The sequence below is a fragment of the Burkholderia sp. Tr-862 genome (assembly GCF_011753085.1).
In the GTDB taxonomy this organism is placed as follows: Bacteria; Pseudomonadota; Gammaproteobacteria; order Burkholderiales; family Burkholderiaceae; genus Burkholderia; species Burkholderia ambifaria.
Genome location: NZ_VWWG01000031.1, coordinates 20,946 through 45,591, shown reverse-complemented (window position 1 = coordinate 45,591; position 24,646 = coordinate 20,946). Strand labels below are relative to the sequence as shown.

Genomic DNA, 24,646 nt, shown 5'->3' with positions numbered 1-24,646 from the left:
ATTCCGGATCTGCCATGTCAGGTGCCATTCATGGCCCGCGCGGGCTCTTCGCGCTCGGGCTGTCCGCCATCGCGAGCTGCATGCCGTGCGCCGCCGCCACCAGTCCGGGCCACACCGCGCCCGACACGGTCGAGTTCGACACCGGCGCGCTGCGCGAGCACGGGATCGACGCCACGGCGAGCCGCTATTTCGCGCACGCGCCGCGCTTCATGCCCGGCACGGCTTCCGTTCGGCTGACGGTCAACGGCAAGCGCGCCGGCCGTGCCGATGCGCGATTCGACGACAACGGCAACCTGTGCGCGACGCCCGGCCTGCTGCGCGCAGCCGGCCTCGTCGTGCCCGCCGCGCTCCGGGATGCGGCCGCGGCGACCGCGCGGAGCGCCAGCGCCGACACGCCGCCATGCTACGACTACCGGCGCGCCTATCCGCAGGCGATCGTCACGCTGCGCCCGGCCGACGGCGCCGTCGACTTGGTCGTGCCGCCCGACGCGCTCGACACGGGCCGGCGCACGCCCGATATGTTCGAGCACGGCGGCTTCGCCGGGCTCGTCAACTACGACCTGCTCGCGATGACGACGCGCAACCCGGCCGGCACGTCGCAATACTGGCAAGCCACGACCGAAGCCGGCTTCAACGCGGCGGACTGGATCGTGCGCAGCAGCCAGATCGCCACGGTCGTGGATGGCCATGCCGGCGTCGATCATCAGGCGGCCTACGCCCAGCGCACGTTCGCATCGCGCGGCACGACGCTGCAGGCCGGGCAGATCGTCCCGCGCTCGACGCTGTTCGCGATCGGCCGGACGTTCGGTGTGCAGATGTTTCCGGACGAAGCACTCGCCGTCACGCCCGGCGCGGCCGCACGCGTGACGGGGATCGCCCGCACGCAGGCGCGCGTCGAGGTGCGCCAGCTCGGCGTACTGATCCATGCGTCGCAGTTGCCGCCGGGGCCGTTCACGCTGACCGACCTGCCGCTCGTCAGCGGCAGCGCGGATCTCGACGTGACCGTCGTCGAGGCCACGGGCGACGTGCAGCATTTCATCGTGCCGGGTTCGTCACTGCCCGGTGCCGGGCTCGCCGCCGCGCAAGGGCTGGCGATCGCGGTCGGCCGCCTGCGGAACGACGGATACGCACAAGCCCCGTGGCTCGCGACCGCCACGCGCGGCTGGCAGATCCGACAACGCGCGCGGCTCAACGCCGGCATCCTCATGTCGTCGCCGTTGCAGTCGGGCGCCGCGAGCGTCGAATTCGCACCGCTTGCCGGCGTCGCCGCGGCCGTCGGCGTCGACGTCACCCGCGCCGCCGGTCGCCACGGCGCCCAGACGCGTCTCGCGCTGTCGAGCAACGGCGACACGCCATTGCGCGCCGATGTGTCGTTCGTCCGCCGCACGTCCGGATACCGTGAACTGACCGATGCGGTGCGGTCGATCGACGCATTCACGCCGCCGGCGCGCACCCAGTTCGCGGCGGCGCTCGGCTGGAGCAATCGCACGCTCGGCATGCTGTCGTTCGACTACACGCGGGTCGCGGTGTTCGACGGCCCCGCGATGCGGCGCATCGCCGGCGCATGGACGCGCCCGTTCGGGCGGGGCTCGCTCGCGTTGAACGTGAGCCGGACGTTCGGCACCCGCGGCGCCGTCGGCACCCAGGTTTATGTGAGCGCGACCGTGCCGATCGGCACGCGCAGCGTCAGCGCCTTTGCGAACGTCACCGGCGACGCGGTGCGTTCGGGCGCCCGCTATTCCGACACGTTCGGCCGGACCGGCAGTTACAGCGTCGCGGCCGACTACGACACCGCGATCCGGTCTCCGTCGATCCGCGCGACGGTCAGCGCCACACCGAAGCATGTACGCGCGATCGTCAACGCGGGCCTCTACGGCGCCGATCGCGCCACGCTCGGTGTCAATCTGCGCGGTGCGGTCGCGCTGCTCGATGGCGTCGGCATGCTGTCGCCGTACGAAATCCGCGACACGCTCGCACTCGCCCGCGTCGGCGATCGCGCCGGCATCGAACTCGTCACGCCGTCGGGCCCAGTCTGGACCGATCGCCACGGCCGCGCCGTCATCGCATCGCTGCCCGCGTACGCGCGAACGCTCGTGCGGATCAACACGAAGAGCCTGCCGCGCAATCTCGACCTGAAGAACGGCATACAGACCGTCGAAGCCGGCCGCGGCTCGGTCAGCCGTGTCGAATTTGCCGTCGAGCAAACGCGGCGCGTGCTGCTGACCGTCACGCTGGCGGACGGTGCGCCGCTGCCGGTGCTGTCGACCGTCACCGACGACGACGACCGGTTCGTGACCGTCGCCGGAAGCGAAGGCAGGTTGCTGCTCACGGGCGCCCAACTGACGACGCCGCTGCGCGTCGCCTTGCCGAACGGCACGTACTGCCGCCTGGCGATCGCGTTGCCGGCCACGCCGCCTGCGACGACGCGCTATTACGAGCGGGCCGACGCGCGGTGCGAGTCGTTGCCCGCGTCCGTCGCGCAAGCCGCACAAAAAAAGAGCGGCATGCCGACTGCCATGCCGCCAACCCCAACTCTGTTCTTTTCCGCGCGCGCCTAGAATTTCATCCCGACGCCCACGCCGACGATCAGCGGATCGATGTGCAGTGTGCCGATGCCCTTGTCGCCGAGCGTCGCATCGGTGCTCATCCAGATCTTCTTCACGTCGACGTTCATGAACACCTTCTTCGTGACCTGCACGTCGACGCCGAACTGCAGCGCCGGACCGAAGCTGCTCTTGTTGATCGACACGCCCTCGCCGCCGACATTGAGCCCGTTGTTGTAGAAGTACGTGTAGTTCAGGCCCGCGCCGACGTATGGGCGCACCTTGCCGGCATGGTTGAAGTGGTACTGCAGCAGCAGCGTCGGCGGCAGCACGCCCACGCCGCCGAGATTGCCGAGGCTCGACGTCATCTGGTGCCGCGACGTGCCCAGGATCAGTTCCACGCCCAGGTAGTCGCGGATCATGTACGTGAAGTCGAGCTCCGGCACGATCGCGTTGTTCACGCCGGTGTTGATCGCGCCCAGCGTGTCGCTCGCGCGCTCGTTCGGCTGGATGCTGATCGCGCGCAGCCGGACCAGTACGTCACCCTGGTTGATGCCGTCACCCGACGAAGCCGCGTGCGACAGCGAAGGCAGCGCGGCGAGACTCGCCGCGATCGCGGCAGCGGTGACACAAGTTCGAATCGTTTTATGCATGGTGCTGACCCTCGAAGAATGCATTCCATTCTCCCTGTAGGGTCTTTGAGCCGTCTTGATATCCGTCAAGCCAGCGTAAACATCGGACGGTTTGTCGCAGGCTCCGCCGCGCGGCCCGTCAGCAGCAGATCGAGCAGATCGCGTACGCTGCGGATCGCGTTGCCGAACGGCAGCGCTTCACGGCCGCGGAAGAACAGGCCGTTCGCGATGTCGCCGCGCAGCGCGGCCGCGAGCCGCGTGTCGATGCAGAAATGGCCGAACTTCTCGATGCCGTCGCGCAGCCCGCAGACGCTCAGGCATTCGAGCGCGGTCGGGCAGCGCTGCCGGAACGCGCCGAGCTTGTCGCGAATGCGCGTTTCGTTGCGCAGGTAGCGATCGAGCCAGGGTGTCTTCACCGCGCGCGCCGGCAGCCCCGTCACGCTGACGAATTCGACGATGTCATCGGGCAGCGCATCGGCCAGCACGCGCTTGAAGTTCGGATGCGCATCGCCCTCCTCCGTCACCGCGAATGGTGTGCCCACCTGCACGCCGTTCGCGCCGGCCGCGAGCGCCGCGCGCACCGTGTCGTGACTGTTGATCCCGCCCGCGACGATCAGCGGGATCGTGTCGCGCGCGAGGCCGAGCGACGCCATCACCTGCACGGTCTCGTCGAGCACGCGCGCGAAATCGAAGCGCGCATCGTGCATGTCGTCGATCTGCGTGACGCCGAGATGGCCGCCCGCATGCGCAGGATGCTCGATCACGATCGCATCGGGCAGCCGCCCCTTCTTCATCCACTTCTTCAGCACCAGCGCGATGCCGCGGCTGTCCGACAGGATCGGGATCAGCGCGATGTCGTGACCCTGCGTGAGGTCGGGCAGATCGAGCGGCAGGCCGGCGCCCATCACGATCGCGTCCGCGCCCTCGTCGCACGCGACGCGCACGTAGTCCGCATGCGCGCTCACCGCCTTCATCACATTGACCGCGATCATCCCGCGCCCTTCGCTGAAGGTTTTCGCGAGGCGAATCTCGCGCGCGAGCGCGTCGAGGTTCGCGGCTTCGAGCGTCGGGCGATCGGGATTCGCGCGGCAGCGCGCGAGCAGGTCCGCATGGTGGTGACGCAGGTCGATGCTGGCGATCGTGCCGAGCGCGCCTTCGCGCGCGACGCTGCCGGCGAGGCGGTGCGCGGAAACGCCGACGCCCATGCCGCCCTGCACCACGGGCAGCAACGTGCGGCCGCGAATCTTGAGCGGCGGGAAGGAAGTGCGTGCGGTCATCTGAACCTCGTCGAGACAAACGAAAATCGGAAACGCGATGATCGACGATCCACCGGCGCGCACCTTGACGGCCGTCAATAAAAAACGGCACGCGAGCGTGCCGTTTCGGGTCATGCGGGGTAAAACGCTCAGGCCGGATTCGCCGGCTTGAGCTGCATCGACTTGTACTCGAGATACTCTTCGAGCCCGTACACGCCGTTCTCGCGGCCGTGTCCCGACTGCTTGTAGCCGCCGAACGGCGCGGCGCCGTTCCACATGCCGCCGTTGATGTCGACCTGACCCGTGCGGATGCGGCGCGCGACGCGCATCGCGCGTTCGTCGCTGCCCGCCCACACCGCGCCGCCGAGTCCGTACGGCGAATCGTTCGCGATGCGCACCGCTTCGTCTTCGTCGCGATACGTGATGATCGACAGCACCGGCCCGAAGATCTCCTCCTGCGCGATCGTCGATTTCGGATCGACGCGGCCGAACACCGTCGGCTTCACGAAGAAGCCCTTCGCGAGCCCTTCCGGCAGGCCCGTGCCGCCCGTCACGAGTTCCGCGCCATCGTCGATCCCGCGCTGGATATACGCTTGCACGCGCTGCTGCTGAGCGGCCGACGCGAGCGCGCCGAGACGCGTCGCTTCCTGACGCGGATCGCCCGCGACATACGCTTCGGCCGCCTTCTTCGCGATCTCGCGCGCCTCGTCGTAGCGCGCCTCCGGCACCAGCATCCGCGTGTGCGCCGAACAGGTCTGGCCTGCGTTCAGATAGCACGCGTTGACCGTGCCCTTCACCGCCGTCGCAAAATCGGCATCGTCGAGGATCACCGACGCCGACTTGCCGCCCAGCTCGAGCGCGACGCGCTTCACGCCCGCGGCCGCGAGTTCGGCCACGCGCTTGCCGGCACGCGTCGAACCGGTGAATGAGACCATGTCGACGTCCGGATCGGTCGCCAGCACCTCCCCGACGACCGGGCCATAACCGCACACGAGGTTGAACACGCCCGGCGGCAGGCCCGCTTCGTGAATCGCTTCGGCGAGCATGAACGCATTGAGCGGCGCGACTTCAGACGGCTTCAGGACGACCGTGCAGCCGGCCGCGAGTGCCGGTGCGACCTTCAGCGTGACCTGGTTGAGCGGATAGTTCCACGGCGTGATCGCCGCGACGACGCCGACCGGCTCGCGCACGACCAGCGAGTTGCCGACCGTCGCCTCGAATTCGAACGATTCGGCGAGCTTCGCGTACGCCTTCCAGTTGTAGATCGGGCCGCCGACCTGGATCGCCCGCGACAGCTTGATCGGCATCCCGACTTCGCCGGTGATCGACTGCGCGAGTTCCTCGCTGCGCGCCTGCAAGCGTTCGACGATCTTGCGCAGGTAGCCCGCGCGCGTCGCGGCCGGCGTCGCGGCCCATGCGTCGAATGCCGCGCGCGCCGCGCGGATCGCATCCTGCGCATCCGACGCGACGCCTTCGGGAATCCGGCCGATCACGGCCTCGGTACCCGAGTCGATCACGTCGATCGTGCCCGTTCCGGCCGGTTTGCGCCATGCGCCGTCGATGTAGAACTGGTCGTAGATTTTCATCGCTTCCTGTCTCCCGGAAAACGGCCATTCTAACGAGTGTGGCGCGGCACGGCGATGACGTCGAGCGGCCTCAAGCGCGGACGGACGGTGCGCCGCACACCCGCTTCCCGCGGCTGCGGCATCCACGCCACGCGGGTTCACGACGTGGTCCGCATCGTGCTATGTTTTTAGTATCGGCGCCGGCCGTTGCAGGCCGCGCCACCCGGAATCGATGCCTTTCGCGAGCGCTGCCATGACCGACGCATCCCGTACCCTCGGTTCGCAAGATCGCCTGGAGCTGCTGTGCTGGCTCACCTGCGGCAATCTCGGCGCGTTTTACCTGAATGAATCCTGGCCGGACGCGTCTTTCCAGGTGCAGGCCGCGCACCGCTGGCTCGACCGCCATCACCGGCAGGCCGACTGGCTCGCGATCGCGAAGCTGGCCGCGCTGGCGCAGGACATCGCCAAGCGGCACGCCGGCTTCGTTGAAGCGTCATGGGCGCGCGACGCGGTCGAGGAAATCGTCGATACCGACGATCTCGACTACCGGGCGAAACTCGTGCAATGGGTCTACGAAGACTGCTGCAAGGCGCTCGCCGACAAGCGGCTGGCCGACTGACCGCTCACGCATGCGCGCGCGCCGGCTTGCGCCATCACGCTATCGGCAGCCGCTGCGTCGACTTCAACTGCCGCAGCGACAGGTTCGAGCGGATGCTCAGCACGCCCGGCAATCTGCGCAGCACCCTTTCGACGAAATGACTGTAGTCGTCAAGGTCGGCCGCCACCACCTGCAGCAGGAAATCCGCTTCGCCTGTCGTGTTGTCGCATGCAAGCACGTTGGGGCTCGCCTGGATCAGACGCTCGAACTCGGCCGTCACCTCCTCGCTGTGCTGCGTGCAGACGATCTGCACGAACGCCATCACGCCGAGCCCGAGCTTTCGACGGTCGAGCCGCGCGTGATAGCCCGCGATCAACCCCGCTTCCTCCAGCCGCCTGAGCCGGCGCCAGCAGGATGTCTCGCTCAGCGAGAACGCTTCGGCGAGCCGCGCATTCGATACGCGCCCGTCCTGCTGGAGCATGTCGAGCATGCCGCGATCGATCCTGTCCAGTTGTTCCATGAAAGCTCCTTGCGGCATTCGCCCGATCCTCGCAAGGCTATCTCAAGACTACGCGTTTCTCAATCGCAAAATGAAAGATAAATCCGCTTTCGTCCGGCTATATTGAAAGACTCATTCGATCCAGGAGGAGATAGTGAAAGCAGTCGTTTATGAAGCGTTCGGCGCAGCGCCGCGGTTGATGAATGTCGACGATCCGACGCCGGCACCCGACGGCGTCGTGATCGAAGTGAAGGCGACAGGCGTGTGCCGCAGCGACTGGCACGGCTGGATGGGGCACGACCCGGACATCGTGCTGCCGCATGTGCCGGGGCACGAACTCGCCGGCGTCGTGGTCGCGGCGGGCGCGGCGGTCACGCGCTGGAAGGCTGGCGACCGCGTGACGGTGCCGTTCGTCGGCGGCTGCGGGCACTGCCCGGAATGCCACTCGGGCAACCAGCAGGTATGCGAGCAACAGTTTCAGCCCGGCTTCACGCACTGGGGCTCGTTCGCCCAGTTCGTCGGCATCCATCACGCGGACCTGAACCTCGTGCGGCTGCCCGACGCGCTCGATTTCCCGACCGCGGCGAGCCTCGGATGCCGCTTCGTGACGTCATTTCGCGCGGTGGTCGACCAGGGGCGCACGTCGGCCGGCCAGTGGGTCGCCGTGCACGGCTGCGGAGGCGTCGGTCTGTCGGCGATCATGATCGCGAATGCGATCGGGGCGAATGTCGTGGCGATCGACATTTCGGACCAGGCGCTCGCGCTCGCGCGATCGGTCGGCGCAGCGGCGACCGTCAATGCGTCGCAAGCCGCTGACGTTGTCGATGCGGTGAAGGAGATCACGCGCGGCGGCGCACACGTGTCGCTCGATGCGCTCGGCCATCCGACCACCTGCTTCAACTCGATCAGCAATCTGCGCCGCCGCGGCAAGCATGTGCAGGTCGGGCTGATGCTCGGCGAGCACGCGACGCCGGCCGTGCCGATGAGCAAGGTCATCGCGCACGAACTGGAGATTCTCGGCAGCCACGGGATGCAGGCGCATCGTTACGACGCGATGCTCGACATGGTGCACGCCGGCACGCTCGCGCCGAACCGGTTGATCGGCAAGGAAATCAGTCTCGGCCAGTCGATTGATGCGCTGATGAACATGAACCGGTTCGAAGGCGCCGGCGTGACGGTCGTGACGGATTTTTCGGGCTGACGGCGGCGGGCTGATAGCGCGGGCGGTGGCGGCAGTCGGCTCCTGCCGCCGCGCGCGCTGGTGCCCGAGTCGCCGCCGCCGGCCTGCTTCAGCACATCGCCAAGCTGCGCGTGCACGACCGAAACCGGCGCCAGTCGCCGCGAGCGCCCGCCCCGATACGAAAAAGCCCGCCAGGCTTCCACCTGGCGGGCTTCCGGTACATCAGGCCGGGCATGACCGCCCGAACACTTACTCCTGCCCCTGACTCGTCAGGAACTCCTCGTAATTGCCGCCGAAGTCGAACAGTGTGCCGTCCGTGCGCACTTCGATGATCCGGTTCGCCAGCCCGCTCACGAACTCGCGGTCGTGCGACACGAAGATCAGCGTGCCTTCGAACTGCTCGAGCGCGATCTGCAGCGACTCGATCGACTCCATGTCCATGTGGTTGGTCGGCTCGTCCATCAGCAGCACGTTGTGGCGGCCGAGCATCAGCTTGCCCCAGATCATGCGGCCCTTCTCGCCGCCCGACAGCACCTTCACCGACTTCTTGATGTCGTCCGACGAAAACAGCAGGCGGCCCAGCGTGCCGCGCACCATCGTCTCGTCATCGCCGTCCTTGCGGTACTGGTCGATCCAGTCCATCAGCGTGATGTCGTTCGGGAACTCCTCGTACGTATCCTGCGGCATGTAGCCGACATTCGCGTTCTCGGACCACTTCACCGTCCCGTGATCGAGCGGAAGCGCGCCGAGCAGCGAACGCAGCAGCGTCGTCTTCCCCGCGCCGTTCTCGCCGATGATCGCGATGCGCTCGCCCGGCTGCACCGACAGGTTGAAGTTCTGGAAGATCGTGCGCTCGTACTTCTTCGTGATGTCTTCGGCGACCACCGCGACGTTGTGCAGCTTCTTCTCGAACTCGAAGCGGATGAACGGGTTCTGGCGCGACGACGGCTTGAATTCCTCGATCTTGATCTTGTCGATCTGCTTCGCGCGGCTCGTTGCCTGGCGAGCCTTCGACTTGTTCGCCGAGAAGCGGCGCACGAAGTCCTGCAGCTCGGCCACGCGTTCCTTCGCCCGCGTGTTCGCCGCAGCCTGGCGCTCGCGCGCCTGTGCCGATGCGAGCATGTAGTCGTCGTAGTTGCCCGGCCAGACCTTCAGCGTGCCGAAGTCCATGTCGGCCATGTGCGTGCACACCGAGTTCAGGAAGTGACGATCGTGCGAGATGATGATCATCGTCGAGTTGTACTCGTTGAGCGTTTGCTCGAGCCAACGGATCGAGTTGATGTCGAGGTTGTTGGTCGGCTCGTCGAGCAGCAGCACATCCGGCTTCGAGAACAGCGCCTGCGCGAGCAGCACGCGCAGCTTCCAGCCCGGCGCGACGTCGGCCATCGTGCCGGTGTGGAACTTCTCCTCGATGCCGATGCCGAGCAGCAGCGCGCCCGCGCGCGCCTCGGCGTCGTAGCCGCCGTATTCGGCGAACTTGCCTTCGAGCTCGGCCGCGTGCATGTAGTCGTCGTCGGTGGCTTCCGGGTTCGCGTAGATCGCGTCGCGCTCGGTCATCGCGGCCCACATCTCGGTGTGACCCATCATCACGACGTCGAGCACGCGCACGTCTTCATACGCGAACTGGTCCTGGCGCAGCTTGCCGAGACGCACGTTCGGCTCCAGCGCGACGTTGCCGCCGCTCGGCTCGAGGTCGCCGCCGAGGATCTTCATGAAGGTCGACTTGCCACAGCCGTTCGCGCCGATCAGACCATAGCGGTTGCCCTCGCCGAATTTGACCGAGATATTCTCGAACAAGGGCTTCGGCCCGAATTGCATCGTGATGTTGGCAGTAGAAAGCACGGCAGGTCCCGTAAGAGAGAAATCGACGGAAAACCGTGTATTTTAGCAGGTGTCGGAGAAACTGCCGACCGCACCGCTGCGGCCCCCGTGATACGGCCGTTGCCCGGTGCCGGGCTGCCCCGTCAACACGACGGCAGACGCACCCTCGCCGTCACACCGGAACCCCGCATGCCAACCAGCCAGCTTCGCGAACAACTCGTCGGCGCATGGCGCCTCGTTTCCTACGAAATCCGCCCGCGCGACGGCGGCACCATCACCTACCCGCTCGGCCGCGACGCGCGCGGCTGGATCCTGTACACGCCGGACGGCTACATGTCCGCGCAGTTGATGGCGCCCGGCCGGCCCCCTTATGCGGACGGCGACCTGCAGGGCGGCAGCGCCGAGGAACGCGCCGCCGCGGCGCACGGCTACATCGCGTATTCGGGCCCCTTTAACGTCGACGACAACGGCACGCTGACCCATGAAATGGACGTGAGCCTGTATCCAAACTGGATCGGCAACGTCCAGCAGCGCGTTGTCAGTATCGACGGCGACCGGCTGCAACTCGGCACCGCCGGGCCCGTCGTCATCAGCGGCCGGCAGGTTGACGCGGTACTCGTGTGGGTGCGCGCCCGCCGCTGAGCAGCGGCTGCTGGAGACACGGCGCGACGGTGACGGGACCAGACGGAGCGACCATGCCCGGCGTGGCAACGAGCGCGGCCGGCCAGCGCGCAGCCGTGCCGCATGCCGCACCGCCGTCGCGGGTCACTTGCCGGCTTTCGCCGCTTCTTTCTGCGCCGCCTTGGCCTTCATCTGCCCGAACAGCTGCGAACACGGCACGTCGCGGTTATTGCTCGGCGCGATCAGCGGAATCAGCGCCGCGAACGGGTTGATCAGCCCGAGCCCGACCATCGCGCCGGCGCGCAGCGCGAGCGCGCCCGCCTCGACGCCGACCTTCGGGTTCTTGAACGTGCCCTTCGCGTACAGCGGCGAGCGCAGCGAGAAGACCCGGAAACCCTTCGTGTGCGGATGGATCTTCAGGTCGACCGATTCGTCGCGCAGGTTGATCGGGCCGTCGACGTTGATCAGCGCGTCGTCCGTATCGAGCGCGAAGACTTTCGGGTCGAGCATGCCGTCATTCGCGACGAAATCGAACGCCGCGCAATTGATCTTCACGTCGCGGGTGCCGAACAGCTTCTCGTAGACGACGTTCGCGACGTTCAGGCCCGCCGCCTCCATCAGCAGGAGGCTGATGCGGCCGTCCGTGATGAGCGCCTTCACTTCGCCGGTCGACGTCGCGGCGAGCGCGGCCGGCGAGTTGCCGGTCGCCGACAGCGACGCGTCGCCGTTGATCTCGCCGAGCGCGGTCTGCATCACCTTCTGCGTCGGGAACAGCTGCTTGAGCTTCAGGTGACGCGCGCTCAGCGTGAAGCGGCCCTTGAGCGGCGTGCGGCTGCCGTCGAGATGCGCATTCGTCGCGAGCGTGCCGCCGGCGACGCCGAATTGCAGCGGCTCGAGCGTCAGCACGCCGTCCTGCAGCAGGATGTGCGTGTACAGGTTGGTGATCGGCAACTGCGGGCTCTTGATCAGCTTGCGACCGGTGAATTTCACGTCCGCGTCGATCGCGCTCCAGCGCTCGGTGCGGAACGCCGCGACCGGCAGCACGCGGTCCGGCGGCTGGCGCGTCGTGTCGCCGCGCTTCGCCTTGCTCGCGGCCGAGTCGGCGCCGATCACCGGCGCGAGGTCGGAGAACTGCAGCAGGTTCGACACGACTTCGCCCGACAGCTTCGGCCGCGGCTTGCGCTGCGCCCAGGTGAGCGTGCCGTGCAGATCACTGCCGCCGACGCGGCCGTTGAAGTTCTCGTAGCGGAACGTGCTCGTGGGCGGATTGAAGTTGCCGATCAGCCGCCCTTCGGTCGCATACGGCGGCGTGTCGGGCAGCGTGATGCCGGTGAGCTGGTAGAGGTGCGACATCGACGTGCCCTGCAGCCACAGCCGCAAGTTCAGCGCCGCGAGATGCCTCGGATCGGTCAGCGTGCCGACGAGCGCGAGCCGCGTATCGCCGGCCTTCACGTCGGCCTGCAGCGGGAACGGCTGCGTCGCGTTCTCGACCGCCAGCACGCCGCCCACCTTGCCGGTACCGCTGATCGGCACGTTCTTGTAGCGGCCGTCGACCTTGAGGCCGAACGCATACGTCGGCTCCGACGGCTTCGCGGGCACCGCGGCGCCGGATGCACCGCTCGCGCCGGATGCCGGCACGGCCGTCGATGCTGACGAGACCGGCTTGGCTGCGGAAGCGGACGCCGCCACCGACGCGGCCACGGGCGCCGACGCCGCGCTCGCGCCCCGCGCAGCGGATGCACCCGACGCAGCGGACGCGGCCTCCGCATTCGCCTTTGCGGCCATTTGTGCGGCCCCCTGCTTGCCGACATGCTGTGCCGACGCCGCGCGCGACGTCTGTTCCTGCTCCTTCAGCACGTCGCCGATCGGAATCGGATGGCCGAGCGTATCAACCGCGATCGTGAGATCGGCCTTGGTGATCGCGTCGCGATAGACGATGGTCCCTTTCGCGAACCCGAAGCTGTCGAGCCGCAGGTTCCACCGCGACGGCTGTCCCGATTGCTTGAACTCGAAGGTCCACGTGTTGCGCCCATCGGCGAGCCGCTCGAGGTCGACTGCGGGATTGACGACGTCGATCGACGGAATGACGATCTGGTGCGTGAGGAGCGGGAGAATCGCGAGATCGAAGTGGGCGGCGTCGAGCGTGGCGAACTTCGGGCCCTTCGCCCAGTCCGGGTTGCCGATCTCGAGCTGCGTGGCGGAGAAACGCGGCCAGGGCACCCAGGCGCGCCAGCCGGTCTCGCCTTGCGGGCGTCGCCAGTCGACCCTGAGATCGCCGTTGATCGCAAACGAACGGCCAAGTGCGGTACTCACATGTTCGTTGACCCACGGTTTCGCGCGGTTCCAATCGAACGTGAAAATAAAGACGCCGGTGGCCGCGATGATCAGTGCGACGATACCGACGGTCCATGCAGCCGACTTGCCGATGGCTCGGGCTAGCGTCATGGCGGTTCCGTTGTTGTTCTGCAGAGTTTGCGCGCCATGTCGGGCCCCTCGCGTGAGTGAATGGAACACGACACCGGCGGCTTTCAATCGGTATTATGGCGCACGCTGCGGCAACGCTTCGGCGCCATTAACGCTTTTTTTCATTTGTGACATGACAGCCCCCACCGGTCTCATCGATGCGCAACAGATCACGCGCCGCGACGCCAGCAGCGGCAAGACATTGCTGACGCCGACCGACTTCAACCTCGCCGCGGGATCGCGAATTGCTATCACCGGAGCGTCGGGTTCCGGCAAGAGCGTGCTGCTGCGCGCACTCGCGTTGCTCGATCCGCTCGACGGCGGTCACATCCTGTGGCGCGGCAAGCGCATCCGGCGCGGCGCGATTCCGGGCTACCGGCGCCGTGTCGCGTACGTGCGCCAGCGGCCCGCGCAGATGGACGGTACCGTCGAAGCGCAATTGCGCTACCCGTACTCGCTCGCGATCTATCGCGACGCGACGTTCGACCGTGCGCGCGCCGAAGCGCTCGCGGCGCGTGCCGGCCGCGGCGCCGGCTTTCTCGACAAGCGTGCGAGCGAACTGTCGGGCGGCGAAGCGCAGATCGCCGCGCTGCTGCGCGTGCTGCAGCTCGATCCCGACGTGCTGCTGCTCGACGAGCCGACGTCCGCGCTCGATCCCGACTCGACGCGCGCGATCGAAGCGCTCGTCGGCGCCTGGTTCGACGCGGCATCCGACGCGCGCGCGTACATGTGGATCTCGCACGATCCGGCGCAGGTCGCACGGATCGGCACGACGCGGCTCGTGATGCAGGCCGGCGTGCTGCACGCCGCGCGCGCGATGCAGGCGGCGCAATGAGCCCGTCACTGCAGGACCTGAGTCTCGTCGACGTCGGCATCGCCGCCGCGCTCGTCGCGGTCAACGGCGCGATCTCGGCCGCGCTGTCGCTCGGCCTCGGGCGCAAGCTCGCGCTCGCCGCCGTGCGCACCGTCGTGCAGCTGCTCGCGATCGGCTACGTGCTCGGCTGGGTGTTCGGCCACCCGCACTGGAGCGTCGTGCTGCCGATCACCGCGCTGATGACGTTGATCGCCGGCTTGGCGGGCGCCGGTCGCGGCAAGCATGCGTATCGCGGACAACGCGTCGACAGCATCGCATCGATCTGGTTCAGCAGCTGGTTCGTCGCGGCGATCGGCCTGTTCGTCGTGATCCGCATTCATCCGTGGTACGCGCCGCAATATGCGATCCCGATCCTCGGGATGATCCTCGGCAATACGCTGACGGGCGTGTCGCTCGGCGTCGAACGGATGATGGAGGAACTGACCGCGCGGCGCGACCGCGTCGAGACCGCACTCGCGCTCGGCGCAACGCGCTGGGAAGCCGCGCAGGACGCCGCGCGCCAGGCCGTGCGCGCGGGCATGCTGCCCACGCTCAACCAGATGGCCGTGGTCGGCGTCGTGAGCCTGCCGGGGATGATGACGGGCCAGGTGCTGGCCGGCCAGTCGCCGCTGCAGGCCGTGCGCTACCAGATCGTGATCATGTTCCTGATCGCCGCGGCGTCCGCGCTCGGTACCGTCGGCGCGGTGCTGATGACGTATCGCCGGCTATTCTCGGCCGACCACCGCTTTCTCGCGTCGCGGCTCGAGGAGCGCACGCAGTGACGCGCGAATGCCGCCACGCACGCGGCCTTCGCGCGGCGGGCGGTCAGCGGGCAGCGCGGCGTTTCCCGAGGGCCTGACGCAACGCGGCCGTCACGTCGGCGTCGGGCGCCAGCCCGTCGACCGACGCGACGAGCCGCACCGCCCGCGGCGTCGTCACATAGGCCTGCGCACCGACATAACCGCCGCTGCCGGCCGAGCGCGTCGTGACGACGAGCGCCTGCGGCGCACGTGCGCCGAGATCGGCCGTGAACGCATCGGCGACGTTGCCGTCACGCGCATGCAGCACGCCCGTCACGTAGTCGTCCGTATCGAAGCCGGGCGCCGTATGCGCGGTCGAATACACGCGCACCGCATAGCTGCCCGCCGAGCACGGTTCGAGCACGCCGCTCGACACGACGGCGGTCTGCTGTCGTGACGGCAGCTCGACTTTTTTCACGAAGCTGCAATCGTCGGCCGCCTGCGCATGGGCGGCGACGAACGCAGCGGCCGACAGCAGCGCGCGCATGTGATGTTTCATGGAAATGTCGTTCGGGGAAGGAGGTGGCGGATGCCGCGAGGATAGCGTGACACCCGCATGGCGTCACGCACGCCCGGCTCGACGAAGTCGAACTTCACACGATGAAAAGCCCGAAGCCGCGCGCCACGAAACCGTCACGCGCGGCTCTGCAACGCACCGCGATTGGTTGCGCGCGCACCGGACGCCGCCGGCCCGCGCGCAGCACTCAGCGCTTGATCGACACCGTCACCCTGGTGCCGTCGCTCATCGTGACGGACTTCGAACCGCCATTGGTCGAAATCGACACCCACTTGACCTGGCTCACCGACACGACGTCCGGGCATTGCAGCGACTTGCCGCCCGCGCTCGCGTTGCGCGTGCCTTTCGGCGCGGCCGCCTGGAAGCTCATCTGCACGTTCGCGATCCCCTTCGCGTCGACCGACGGCGCGAGCCGCACCTGGGTCTGGCGCACCATCGCGCCGTTCGCGTCGCGCGGCAGGTTGTCGGCGTTCGGGCAACCGTCCGGCATCGCGACCGCGCCACTCGGCGGCACCGACTTCCAGTTGAAGTCGTCCGTTTCGCCCGAGCGGATCTTGCGGGTCTCCTGCGTATTGCCGAAGGTCTTCGAGTCGACCTTGACGGTGTATTCGAGCTGCCCTGTCCCGCCGCCCTTCAGGCTGCCCTTGACCGGCGGCGCCGCGAATACGCTCGCGCTGACGCACGCCGCCGCGAACACGGCCGACCACGATGCGGCGACTGACAAGCTGCGTTGGCTCATGCTGACCTCCTTGTAATGCGGCGGCACGCGCGTGCCGCGCGGTTTTCGATGCATGATGCGTTGCCAGTCTACCGCCAAGCGGCATGCAATGCGCCGCAAACGCATCGGGTGTTACCCCGCTTGCGTTCGCGACGCAGCGCCCCTCTTACGCGCGACGCCGGCTCAGAAGCCGCTCAGCACCAGCTTGCCGATCGCGCGGCCGGCCTCGAGCAACTGGTGCGCGCGCCGCACGTTCGCCGCGTTGATCGTGCCGAGCTGTTCGCCGACGGTCGTGCGCAGCGTGCCGCCGTCGACGAGCCGGGCGACCTCGCTCAGGATCTTGTGCTGCTCGATCATGTCCGGCGTCTCGAACATCGCGCGCGTGAACATGAATTCCCAGTGAAACGCCGCGCTCTTCGCCTTCAGCAGTTCGACCGGCACCGGCTTGCCGTTCTCGACGATCGTGCAAATGCCGCCCTGCGGCCGGATGACTTCCGCCGCGGCCGGGAAATGACGGTCCGTGTCGTTGAAGATCAGCACGTAGTCGACCTCCGGATGGCCGATGTCACGCAACTGCGCGGGCAGGTCGCCGAAATGATCGACCACGTCGTCCGCGCCGAGCGAGCGCACCCATTCGGCCGACGCCGGACGCGACGCGGTCGCGATCACGCGCAGCTTGGCGAGCGTCTTCGCAAGCTGGATCGCGATCGACCCCACCCCGCCCGCGCCGCCGATGATCAGCACCGACTTGCCCGCGTCCGCGCCCTGCGGCGACACGCGCAGCCGGTCGAACAGCGCCTCCCACGCGGTCAGCGCGGTGAGCGGCAATGCGGCCGACGCCGCGAAATCGAGCGTACGCGGTTTGCGTGCGGCGATCCGCTCGTCGACCGCGTGGAATTCGCTGTTCGCGCCGGGGCGCGTGATGCTGCCCGCGTAGAACACCTCGTCGCCGGGCCGAAACAGCGTGACCTCGGCGCCGACCGCGACAACCGTGCCGGCCGCATCCCAGCCGAGCACGCGCGGCACCGCCTCGACCTGCGCCTTCGGCGCGCGCACCTTGGTGTCGACCGGGTTCACGGAAATCGCCTCGACCTTCACGAGCAGGTCGCGCGGGCCCGGCACCGGTTGCGGCAGTTCTACGTCGAGCAGCGCCTGCGGGTCGTCGATCGGCAGGTAACGGGTCAATCCAACGGCTTTCATCACGAAACTCCTTCAGGGAAATCGGGTGGGCCGCGGCGCAGCCCCATGCATGCCATCGTAGGCTGCCCGATCCTTCGAGAAAACCGCTATATTTCCTGAAACATTTTCAGGAATTTCAGAACAATGAGGTCCGATCCAATTCCGACCCCGGATAAGCCGCTCGACCTGCTCGACGTCGGTCTGTTCGTGCGCGCCGCGCTGCTCGCGAACGTGACGGCGGCCGGACGCGAGTTCGGCGTGTCGGCCGCGGTCGCAAGCGCGCGCATCGCGCAGCTCGAACGCCAGCTCGGCGCGCGATTGCTGCACCGCACCACCCGCCGCATCAGCCTCACGCAGGACGGCGAAGTCTTCATGGCCCGGGCCGAGGCGCTGCTGTCGGCCGCCGACGCCGCGCGGGCGTCGGTCGGCCACGGCCGCAGCGAGCCGTATGGACGGCTGAAAGTGTCGATGTCGTCGTCGTTCGGCCGCCAGCACGTCGCGCCCGTGATTCCCGCGTTCCTGCGCCGCTACCCGTCCGTGTCGCTGGACCTGCGGCTCTCCGATGAGATCGTCGATCTCGTCGACGACGGCTACGACGTCGCGATCCGCCTCGGCGCGCTGAAGGATTCGACGCTGGTCGCGCGCAAGCTCGCCGCGAACCGGCGCGTGCTGTGCTGCTCGCCCGCGTATCTCGCCGAACACGGGACGCCGCGCCATCCGGCCGACCTCACGCAACACGAATGCGTGATCCTCGGCGACCAGCGCGACTGGTCGTTCGTCACGCCGCAGGGTCCGCTCACCGTGCGGGTCGGCGGCCGGCTCGTCGCGAGCAACGGCGAGGCGATCCGCGAAGCGCTCGTCGACGGCTTCGGCATCGCGATCAAGTCGACCTGGGACGTCGGCCCGCTGCTCGCGAACGGCACGCTCGTCACCGTGCTCGACGACTACGCGTTCGCGCACGACGTCGCGATCTGGGCCGTCTATCCGAGCCGCGCGCACGTGCCGCTGAAGACGCTTGCGTTCATCGCGTTCCTGGCCGAACACTTCGGCGATCCGCCTTACTGGGATCGCGCGGACGAACGCTGAACGCCATCCCGTGAGCAGCGCTGGCGGCGGGGCTGGCCGGCCATCCGCGGCGATCCGGCCGCGAGCGGATACCAACCGGCTACAATGGCGCGTCCGCGGCGCAGCGGCCCGACGCCGGACAGGGCCCGCGTTCGCAGGCGGTCGCATGCCGGCCGCGCACGCGTTTCATTCGCTTTCAATCATTCCGCCATGACCCACAACCTCGTCATCCAGAGTCTCGCGCCGCTGTCGGACGCGCATCACAAACCGCTGCTCGCGCTGTCGCGCGGCGCCCGCATCGTGCAGACCCACGATCACGCGCTGCGCATCGAAAACGCGAACCCCGCGCAGCGTCTCGACATCGACGCGTACTGCGGCACGCATGCGCTCGACTTCGGCTTCGTCGAAGCCGGCCGCACGCTCGGCGACTTCGGGCTCGCCGTGATGGACATGGATTCGACGCTGATCACGATCGAATGCATCGACGAGATCGCCGATTTCTGCGGGCTGAAGACGCAGGTCGCGGAGATCACCGAGGCGGCGATGCGCGGCGAGATCCGCGACTTCAACGAAAGCCTCACGCGCCGCGTCGCGCTGCTCGCGGGGCTCGACGCGCAGGCGCTCGAGCGCGTGTACGAGGAGCGGCTGCAGTTGTCGCCCGGCGCGGAGACGATGCTCGCCGGCGTGAAGGCCGCGGGCCTGAAGACGCTGCTCGTGTCGGGCGGCTTCACGTTCTTCACCGAGCGCCTTAAGGCACGTCTCGGCATCGACTACGCGCATGCGAACACGCTCGAGATCGTCGACGGCAAGCTGACCGGCAAGGTGCTCGGCGAGATCGTCAACGCGGACGTGAAGGCGCGCCTGCTGCGCGAGACCTGTGCATCGCTCGGCATCGAGCCGAGCCGCGCGATTGCAATGGGCGATGGGTCGAACGACATGAAGATGATGGCCGAAGCCGGGCTGTCGATCGCGTTCCACGCGAAGCCCGTCGTGCGCGGTGCGGCCACCGTCGCATTCGACCATGTCGGCCTCGACGGGCTGCTGCGGCTGTTCTGAGCCGCGCAAGCCGCCCATGAAAAACGCCGGCGCGATGTTGCATCGCGCCGGCGTTGTGTTTTTTCGCTGCGGTTTCGTTATCAGCCGAGCGTAGCCTGCATCGCGCGCTCGATGTCCGCGCGCAGGTCGGCTTCGTCCTCGAGACCGACGTAGAAGCGCACCAGCGTGCCGCGATGCGGCCAGTCCGCACGCATCGACGCCACGTCGTAAGGCATCGCGAGGCTGCACGCGCCGCCCCAGCTCCAGCCGATCGCGAACAGTTCGAGCGCCTCGACGAAACGATCGATCTGCGCGCTGCTGTAGCGTTCGTCGAATATCACCGAGAACAGCCCGCCCGCGCCGGTGAAGTCGCGCACGAACGACGCGTGTCCCGGGCAATCAGCCAACTGCGGATGCAGCACGGCCGCGATTTCCGGCCGCGCCTTCAGCCACTGCGCGAGCGCGAGCGCGCTCTTGCTGTGCGCATCGAAGCGCACCTGCATGCTCGGCAGGCTGCGCAGCACGAGCGAGCAATCGTCGACCGAAACGCCGATCCCGCAGCGCATCCGCGCGAGCTTCAGTTGCGCGTGCAGTTCGGCGTTCGCGGTGATCGTCGCGCCCATCAGCACGTCGCTGCCGCCCGATTGATACTTGGTCAGCGCCTGCACCGAGATGTCGACGCCATGCTCGAACGGCTTGAACGCGAGCCCGGCCGAATACGTGTTGTCGATCGCGGTGACGATGCCGCGCGCCTGCGCGACCGTCGTGATCGCGCGCACGTCGGGCACTTCCATCGTCACCGAGCCCGGCGCCTCGATCCAGATCAACCGCGTGTTCGGCTGGATCAGGTCGGCAATCCCGGCGCCGACGAGCGGATCGTAGAAGCGTGCGGTGATACCGAAATCCTTCGCGAGCCAGTTGCCGAAATCGGCGTTCGGCCCGTAGACGTTGTGCGGGATCAGCACGTCGTCGCCCGCCTTCACGACCCCGAAATAGACGTTCATGATCGCCGCGAGGCCCGACGGCTGCAGCAGCGCATGCGTGCCGCCCTCGATGTCGGCCAGCCGCTGCGCGAGCGCGAGCGACGTCGGGGTCGCGTGCAGGCCGTAGCGCCACTGGTTGTCGTTGTGCCAGACCAGCGCGCGCATCGTCGCGAGATCGGGGAACACGACCGTCGATGCACGTGCAACCGGCGGCACGAACGAACGGAAGCCTTCCGGAATGACGTCGTCGGGTTGAACGATGCGGGTCTGGAGTGCGCGCTTCGGAGTGGATGCAGTCATGGCAGGAGGCCGGGGGAAAGGCCGTTCGGTTGCGGAATGTGTCGCTAGATTAGCCAAATTCGGCGCGGTTGGCCCGGTACAATGCGCGCCGCACGCACCGAGCCAGCGCGCTCAGTCGTCGGTGCGCAAGTTGACGATGCTGCCGACCGTCTCGATTTCCTGCACGCGGCCCTCGCGTACCTGCAGCGCCGCGCGCTTGCCCGGCGCCGCGCGCAGCACGACCGGTTGCGGATCCGATTCGTCCGAGTTCATGCGGTCGGCCTTCAGCTCGCCCGTCGAATCGAAGCGCCCGATCCACACGCCCGTGATGTTCGTGCCGTCGTTCGATTCCTCGATTTCGAGCGTGTCGCCGTCGCGATCGCCGGCGAGCAGGATCACCTCACCCGTGTCCGTGAACTGGTATTCGCCGTGCACGCCTTCCTCGTCCGTCTTCGGGCCGAGATGCGCGACGATCGGCCGGTCGCCGAGCGTGCCTTCGTAGCGCGGCAGGCGGGCGAATTCCGGGTTCGGCCGCAGCGGCCGTACGGGCGCCGCTTCATCCTGCTGCGCGCCCGGCGCGACGGCCTGGGCCGCGACCACGCCAGGCACCGCGAGGCCCGCCGCCAGCGCGCCGGCGATCACCAGCGCCCGTTGCCATTCCAGATATCGACCCACCTTGTGTTGCTCCCTTGCTTCAGATTCGCTCGAAAAACGCGGCAATGAGTTGCTCGCCGCCGATGCAGACCGTCACGAGCGTTTAGTCACCGCCGATGCGGGACGCGTGCCGCCCGCCCCCGTTCAGGTCGCCCGTCATCCGAAGGTTCGAATGAGCGCGTCGCATGGCCGGCGTGCGCGATCCGCGTCAGCCCTGCATCAGGCGTTCCACCGCATCGCGGTGCGGAATCGGCGCGACCGCGCCGTAGCCCGTCGTCGACAGCGCCGCCGCCGCGTTCGCATAACGCGCGGCCGCGAACGGATCGTCGCCCGCGACGATCCGCGCGACGAACGCGCCGCCGAAGCAGTCGCCCGCGCCCGTCGCATCGACGGCCTCGACCGCGAAGCCCGGCACCACGCGCCGTTCGTTCGGGGTCGCGACATACGCGCCTTCCTTGCCGAGCTTCAGCGCGACGACCCGCGGCCCGTGTTCGAGCATCGCATCGACGATCGCATCGCGATCGTTCGCGCCCGTGAGCGCCGTGACATCGTCCCAGCTCGGCAGGCAGATGTCCGTCTGGCGCAGCGCCTCCCGCATCACCGCACGGGCGCGCGGTAGCGGCCACAGCTTCAGGCGCAGGTTCGTGTCGAAGCTGACCTGCGCGCCGTTGCTGCGTGCATGGTCGATCGCCGCGAACGCGGCGTCGCACGCGGCCGCGCTGATCGCGAGGCTGATGCCCGACAGGTGCACGGCCTTCGCCGCGGCCAGCGCGTCGAGCGGCAGGTCGGCCACCGTGTAGCGGCTCGCCGCGGAGCCCGCGCGCAGATAGTCGAACTGGTGGCCGTCGGCGCCGTGCGTGACGAAATACACGCCGGTGGGCGCCGTGCGGTCGATCCGCACGTAGGTCGTGTCGACATGCTCCGCAGCCCACATGCCGGTCAGCAAGCGGCCGAACGGATCGTCACCGATCGCCGACACGAAGCCCGTCGACGCGCCCTGGCGCGCCGCGGCGATGCAGAAGTTCGACGTGTCGCCGCCGAAGCCCTGCAGGAACTCAGGACGGCCCGGCTGCGACTGGTTGAATTCGATCATCGCCTCGCCGAGCGCGAGGATCTGCGGAAATGCGGCGGTCATCGCTTAAACCTCGCCCCACAGGTCGTGGCCGTCCGCGCCCGTGATCTTCACCGACACGAAATCGCCGACCTTGTAGCGCTTCGACGCCTTCGTCGCCGGCTCGACATAAACGACGCCGTCGATCTCCGGCGCATCCGCCGCCGTGCGGCCGATGCCGCCTTCTGCGCTGACTTCGTCGATCAGCACCTTGAGGGTCTTGCCGACCTTGCGCTGGATGCGCTGCGCCGACACTTCCTCGGCGACTTCCATGAAGCGCGCGCGGCGCGCTTCGCGAACGTCGTCCGGCAGCGCGCCGTCCAGTTCGTTCGCGGTCGCGCCTTCGACTGGCGAATACGCAAAGCAGCCGACGCGATCGAGTTCCGCCTCGCGAATGAAGTCGAGCAGCGTTTCGAACTGCTCTTCCGTCTCGCCGGGGAAGCCGGCGATGAACGTGCTGCGGATCGTCAGGTCCGGGCAGATCTCGCGCCACTTCTGCACGCGCTCGAGCACCTTCTCCGCGTTGGCCGGGCGCTTCATGCGCTTCAGCACTTCCGGATGCGCGTGCTGGAACGGCACGTCGAGATACGGCAGCACGTGGCCCTTGAACGGGCCTTCGGCCATCAGCGGAATGACTTCGTCGACGCTCGGATACGGATACACGTAGTGCAGGCGCACCCATGCGCCGTACTGCGCGGCGAGTTCGCCGAGCGCGGCGACGAGGTCGGTCATGCGCGTCTTGATCGGCTTGCCGTTCCAGAAGCCCGTGCGGTACTTCACGTCGACGCCGTACGCGCTCGTGTCCTGCGAGATCACGAGCAGTTCCTTCACACCCGACTTGAACAGGTTCTCCGCCTCGAGCATCACTTCGGCGACCGGACGCGACACGAGATCGCCGCGCATCGACGGGATGATGCAGAACGTGCAGCGGTGGTTGCAGCCTTCGGAGATCTTCAGGTATGCGTAGTGGCGCGGCGTGAGCTTGATGCCGGCGGCCGGCACGAGATCGACGAACGGGTCGTGCGGCTTCGGCAGGTGCGAATGCACGGCCTGCATCACTTCGCCCACCGCGTGCGGGCCGGTGACGGCGAGCACCTTCGGGTGGACTTCCTCGATGAGGTTCGAGCCGCTGGCGCTCGACTTCGCGCCGAGGCAGCCGGTGACGATCACCTTGCCGTTCTCGGTCAGCGCTTCGCCGATCGCATCGAGGCTTTCCTGCACGGCTTCGTCGATGAAACCGCAGGTGTTGACGACAACGAGGTCGGCGCCGTCGTACGTGCCGGAGATTTCATAACCTTCGGCGCGCAACTGCGTGATGATTTGTTCGGAGTCGACGAGCGCTTTCGGGCAGCCGAGGGATACGAACCCTACTTTGGGGGATTGGGACATCTGGAATGTGGGGGCGTGGCAGCAAAAGCGTGAGTTTACAGCTATTTATGGGTCAGCGAGGCAAAACCGGCGGTCGCGACGCCGCGGATGGCGCCCCCAATATGCCGCGCACGCGATCGCAGCGGGCCGCCACGGACTGTTGATCCTGCCCTTTCACGCCAGCGGCGATGAAGCGACCGATACGATCATCGCTGGCCACCGCGCGACAATCGCTCCGAAACCACCCCTCCGCCATGCGAAAATCCCGACATCCGCTCTCTTCACTTACCCAACGGGGTTCGCATGACCACGCACATCACGATCGAATTCACCGAGCACGCCACCGAAGCCATCGATGAGCAGACCAGCACCAGCTTTTCCTATGACCAGGGCGCCCATGTGCCGCAACCCGGCGACTTCGTCGAGCTCGAGAATTCGCGGCAGACGTTTCTCGTGATCGGTCGCGTGTTTTCGCTGAAGGCCAACTACAGCGCCGTCAAGCTCGTGCTGGACCTGCCTCCGCACGACGACGAGCCGGGTTTCCCGGCACTCTGAAACCATCCGGTCCGGTAACGTCGGCGTTGCCGCGGGCAATCGCAGGCGTGCGGACCGCCTTGCGCGAAAACGCCCCGCAACGGGAGCGTAAGCAAGCCCGCCGAAGCGGGCTTCCGCGAATCCTGTCCGGCGCTCACGGAAACCGGGACGCTTGTTCCGCGCGTTGATCCGGCGGCGCTGGCTGCCCACCAGCATGTCGCGAATGGCGGCGTCAGGCGCGGCCTTCAGCGCGCCGCCATAGCTCAAGCGCGTGCCGTCAGGCGCGACATGTCCCGGTTGTATTTCGCTGCTTGTTGGATTCGATCGACCGGACGACGGTCATGCCCGCCGCACGCGAGGGCACGGGCATTC

At 67.7% G+C, this 24,646-nt stretch carries 22 protein-coding genes; 9 read left to right on the top strand and 13 right to left on the bottom strand.

The window, feature by feature from the left end:
- Positions 1-14 precede the first annotated feature (14 nt).
- On the top strand, positions 15-2,558 hold the full coding sequence (locus tag F3J14_RS12305; protein WP_247682202.1) for a fimbria/pilus outer membrane usher protein: 2,544 nt from the start codon (positions 15-17) through the stop codon (positions 2,556-2,558).
- Here the strand turns inward: F3J14_RS12305 and F3J14_RS12300 are convergent.
- From F3J14_RS12300 to F3J14_RS12290, 3 genes are all read right to left on the bottom strand, one after another.
- Complete coding sequence (locus F3J14_RS12300; RefSeq protein ID WP_166723216.1) at positions 2,555-3,196, bottom strand: OmpW family outer membrane protein; 642 nt, start codon at positions 3,194-3,196, stop codon at positions 2,555-2,557. The two genes, F3J14_RS12305 and F3J14_RS12300, sit on opposite strands and share 4 nt — an antisense overlap.
- Before the next feature lie 65 nt (positions 3,197-3,261).
- Positions 3,262-4,452, bottom strand: coding sequence for a nitronate monooxygenase family protein (locus tag F3J14_RS12295; RefSeq protein ID WP_166723215.1), 1,191 nt, complete (start codon positions 4,450-4,452; stop codon positions 3,262-3,264).
- Between the two features lie 128 nt (positions 4,453-4,580).
- Positions 4,581-6,017: an aldehyde dehydrogenase family protein gene (locus F3J14_RS12290; RefSeq protein WP_166723214.1), complete on the bottom strand. Its 1,437-nt coding sequence runs from the start codon at positions 6,015-6,017 to the stop codon at positions 4,581-4,583.
- 232 nt (positions 6,018-6,249) lie between these two features.
- Here F3J14_RS12290 and F3J14_RS12285 point away from each other — a divergent pair, with 232 nt between their 5' ends.
- Positions 6,250-6,615: a hypothetical protein gene (locus F3J14_RS12285; RefSeq protein ID WP_166723213.1), complete on the top strand. Its 366-nt coding sequence runs from the start codon at positions 6,250-6,252 to the stop codon at positions 6,613-6,615.
- A gap of 34 nt (positions 6,616-6,649) precedes the next feature.
- Here F3J14_RS12285 and F3J14_RS12280 read toward each other — a convergent pair whose 3' ends face one another.
- On the bottom strand, positions 6,650-7,114 hold the full coding sequence (locus tag F3J14_RS12280; protein WP_006753484.1) for an Lrp/AsnC family transcriptional regulator: 465 nt from the start codon (positions 7,112-7,114) through the stop codon (positions 6,650-6,652).
- Positions 7,115-7,247: 133 nt separating this feature from the next.
- On the opposite strand from F3J14_RS12280, the gene F3J14_RS12275 reads away from it, so the two are divergent.
- A complete protein-coding gene (locus F3J14_RS12275; RefSeq protein ID WP_166723212.1) occupies positions 7,248-8,294 on the top strand; it encodes a zinc-dependent alcohol dehydrogenase family protein in 1,047 nt (348 codons plus the stop codon).
- Positions 8,295-8,522: 228 nt separating this feature from the next.
- Here F3J14_RS12275 and F3J14_RS12270 read toward each other — a convergent pair whose 3' ends face one another.
- Positions 8,523-10,115 carry an ABC-F family ATPase gene (locus tag F3J14_RS12270; RefSeq protein ID WP_043174488.1) on the bottom strand — a complete coding sequence of 531 codons (1,593 nt, stop codon included), beginning with the start codon at positions 10,113-10,115 and terminating at the stop codon, positions 8,523-8,525.
- Between the two features lie 168 nt (positions 10,116-10,283).
- Between F3J14_RS12270 and F3J14_RS12265 the strand changes: the two genes are divergently transcribed.
- Positions 10,284-10,736 (top strand): lipocalin-like domain-containing protein, encoded by a 453-nt coding sequence (locus tag F3J14_RS12265; RefSeq protein WP_166723211.1) that lies wholly within the window; start codon positions 10,284-10,286, stop codon positions 10,734-10,736.
- Positions 10,737-10,859: 123 nt separating this feature from the next.
- On the opposite strand, the gene F3J14_RS12260 is transcribed toward F3J14_RS12265, so the two are convergent.
- On the bottom strand, positions 10,860-13,160 hold the full coding sequence (locus F3J14_RS12260; protein ID WP_166723210.1) for an AsmA family protein: 2,301 nt from the start codon (positions 13,158-13,160) through the stop codon (positions 10,860-10,862).
- A 151-nt stretch (positions 13,161-13,311) separates the two neighbouring features.
- Here F3J14_RS12260 and F3J14_RS12255 point away from each other — a divergent pair, with 151 nt between their 5' ends.
- Together F3J14_RS12255 and fetB are read left to right on the top strand one after the other, a co-directional pair.
- Entirely contained in the window at positions 13,312-14,013 is a 702-nt protein-coding gene (locus F3J14_RS12255) for an ATP-binding cassette domain-containing protein (protein WP_166723209.1), read from the top strand.
- On the top strand, positions 14,010-14,813 hold the full coding sequence (fetB, locus tag F3J14_RS12250) for an iron export ABC transporter permease subunit FetB (protein ID WP_166723208.1): 804 nt from the start codon (positions 14,010-14,012) through the stop codon (positions 14,811-14,813). Before F3J14_RS12255 ends, fetB begins: the two co-directional genes overlap by 4 nt.
- Before the next feature lie 43 nt (positions 14,814-14,856).
- Here fetB and F3J14_RS12245 read toward each other — a convergent pair whose 3' ends face one another.
- From F3J14_RS12245 to F3J14_RS12235, 3 genes are all read right to left on the bottom strand, one after another.
- Positions 14,857-15,330, bottom strand: a complete 474-nt coding sequence (locus F3J14_RS12245; protein ID WP_166723207.1) for a PliI family lysozyme inhibitor of I-type lysozyme — start codon at positions 15,328-15,330, stop codon at positions 14,857-14,859.
- A gap of 205 nt (positions 15,331-15,535) precedes the next feature.
- A complete protein-coding gene (locus F3J14_RS12240) occupies positions 15,536-16,087 on the bottom strand; it encodes a DUF6013 family protein (protein ID WP_006754360.1) in 552 nt (183 codons plus the stop codon).
- A gap of 162 nt (positions 16,088-16,249) precedes the next feature.
- Positions 16,250-17,266, bottom strand: coding sequence for a zinc-binding alcohol dehydrogenase family protein (locus F3J14_RS12235; RefSeq protein WP_166723206.1), 1,017 nt, complete (start codon positions 17,264-17,266; stop codon positions 16,250-16,252).
- A 123-nt stretch (positions 17,267-17,389) separates the two neighbouring features.
- Between F3J14_RS12235 and F3J14_RS12230 the strand changes: the two genes are divergently transcribed.
- Together F3J14_RS12230 and serB are read left to right on the top strand one after the other, a co-directional pair.
- Positions 17,390-18,331, top strand: coding sequence for a LysR family transcriptional regulator (locus F3J14_RS12230; protein WP_166723205.1), 942 nt, complete (start codon positions 17,390-17,392; stop codon positions 18,329-18,331).
- 189 nt (positions 18,332-18,520) lie between these two features.
- Entirely contained in the window at positions 18,521-19,366 is an 846-nt protein-coding gene (serB, locus tag F3J14_RS12225) for a phosphoserine phosphatase SerB (protein ID WP_166723204.1), read from the top strand.
- An 80-nt stretch (positions 19,367-19,446) separates the two neighbouring features.
- Here the strand turns inward: serB and F3J14_RS12220 are convergent, their stop codons facing one another.
- The 4 genes from F3J14_RS12220 to rimO all read right to left on the bottom strand — a co-directional run bounded on the left by F3J14_RS12220 (position 19,447) and on the right by rimO (position 23,761).
- Complete coding sequence (locus F3J14_RS12220; RefSeq protein ID WP_166723203.1) at positions 19,447-20,628, bottom strand: cystathionine beta-lyase; 1,182 nt, start codon at positions 20,626-20,628, stop codon at positions 19,447-19,449.
- A gap of 111 nt (positions 20,629-20,739) precedes the next feature.
- Positions 20,740-21,282, bottom strand: a complete 543-nt coding sequence (locus F3J14_RS12215; protein ID WP_166723202.1) for a hypothetical protein — start codon at positions 21,280-21,282, stop codon at positions 20,740-20,742.
- Between the two features lie 187 nt (positions 21,283-21,469).
- Positions 21,470-22,396: a sugar kinase gene (locus tag F3J14_RS12210; RefSeq protein ID WP_166723201.1), complete on the bottom strand. Its 927-nt coding sequence runs from the start codon at positions 22,394-22,396 to the stop codon at positions 21,470-21,472.
- 3 nt (positions 22,397-22,399) lie between these two features.
- Complete coding sequence (gene rimO / locus F3J14_RS12205; protein ID WP_006754352.1) at positions 22,400-23,761, bottom strand: 30S ribosomal protein S12 methylthiotransferase RimO; 1,362 nt, start codon at positions 23,759-23,761, stop codon at positions 22,400-22,402.
- A gap of 282 nt (positions 23,762-24,043) precedes the next feature.
- Here rimO and F3J14_RS12200 point away from each other — a divergent pair, with 282 nt between their 5' ends.
- Positions 24,044-24,295, top strand: coding sequence for a hypothetical protein (locus tag F3J14_RS12200; RefSeq protein ID WP_006754350.1), 252 nt, complete (start codon positions 24,044-24,046; stop codon positions 24,293-24,295).
- Positions 24,296-24,646 lie beyond the last annotated feature (351 nt).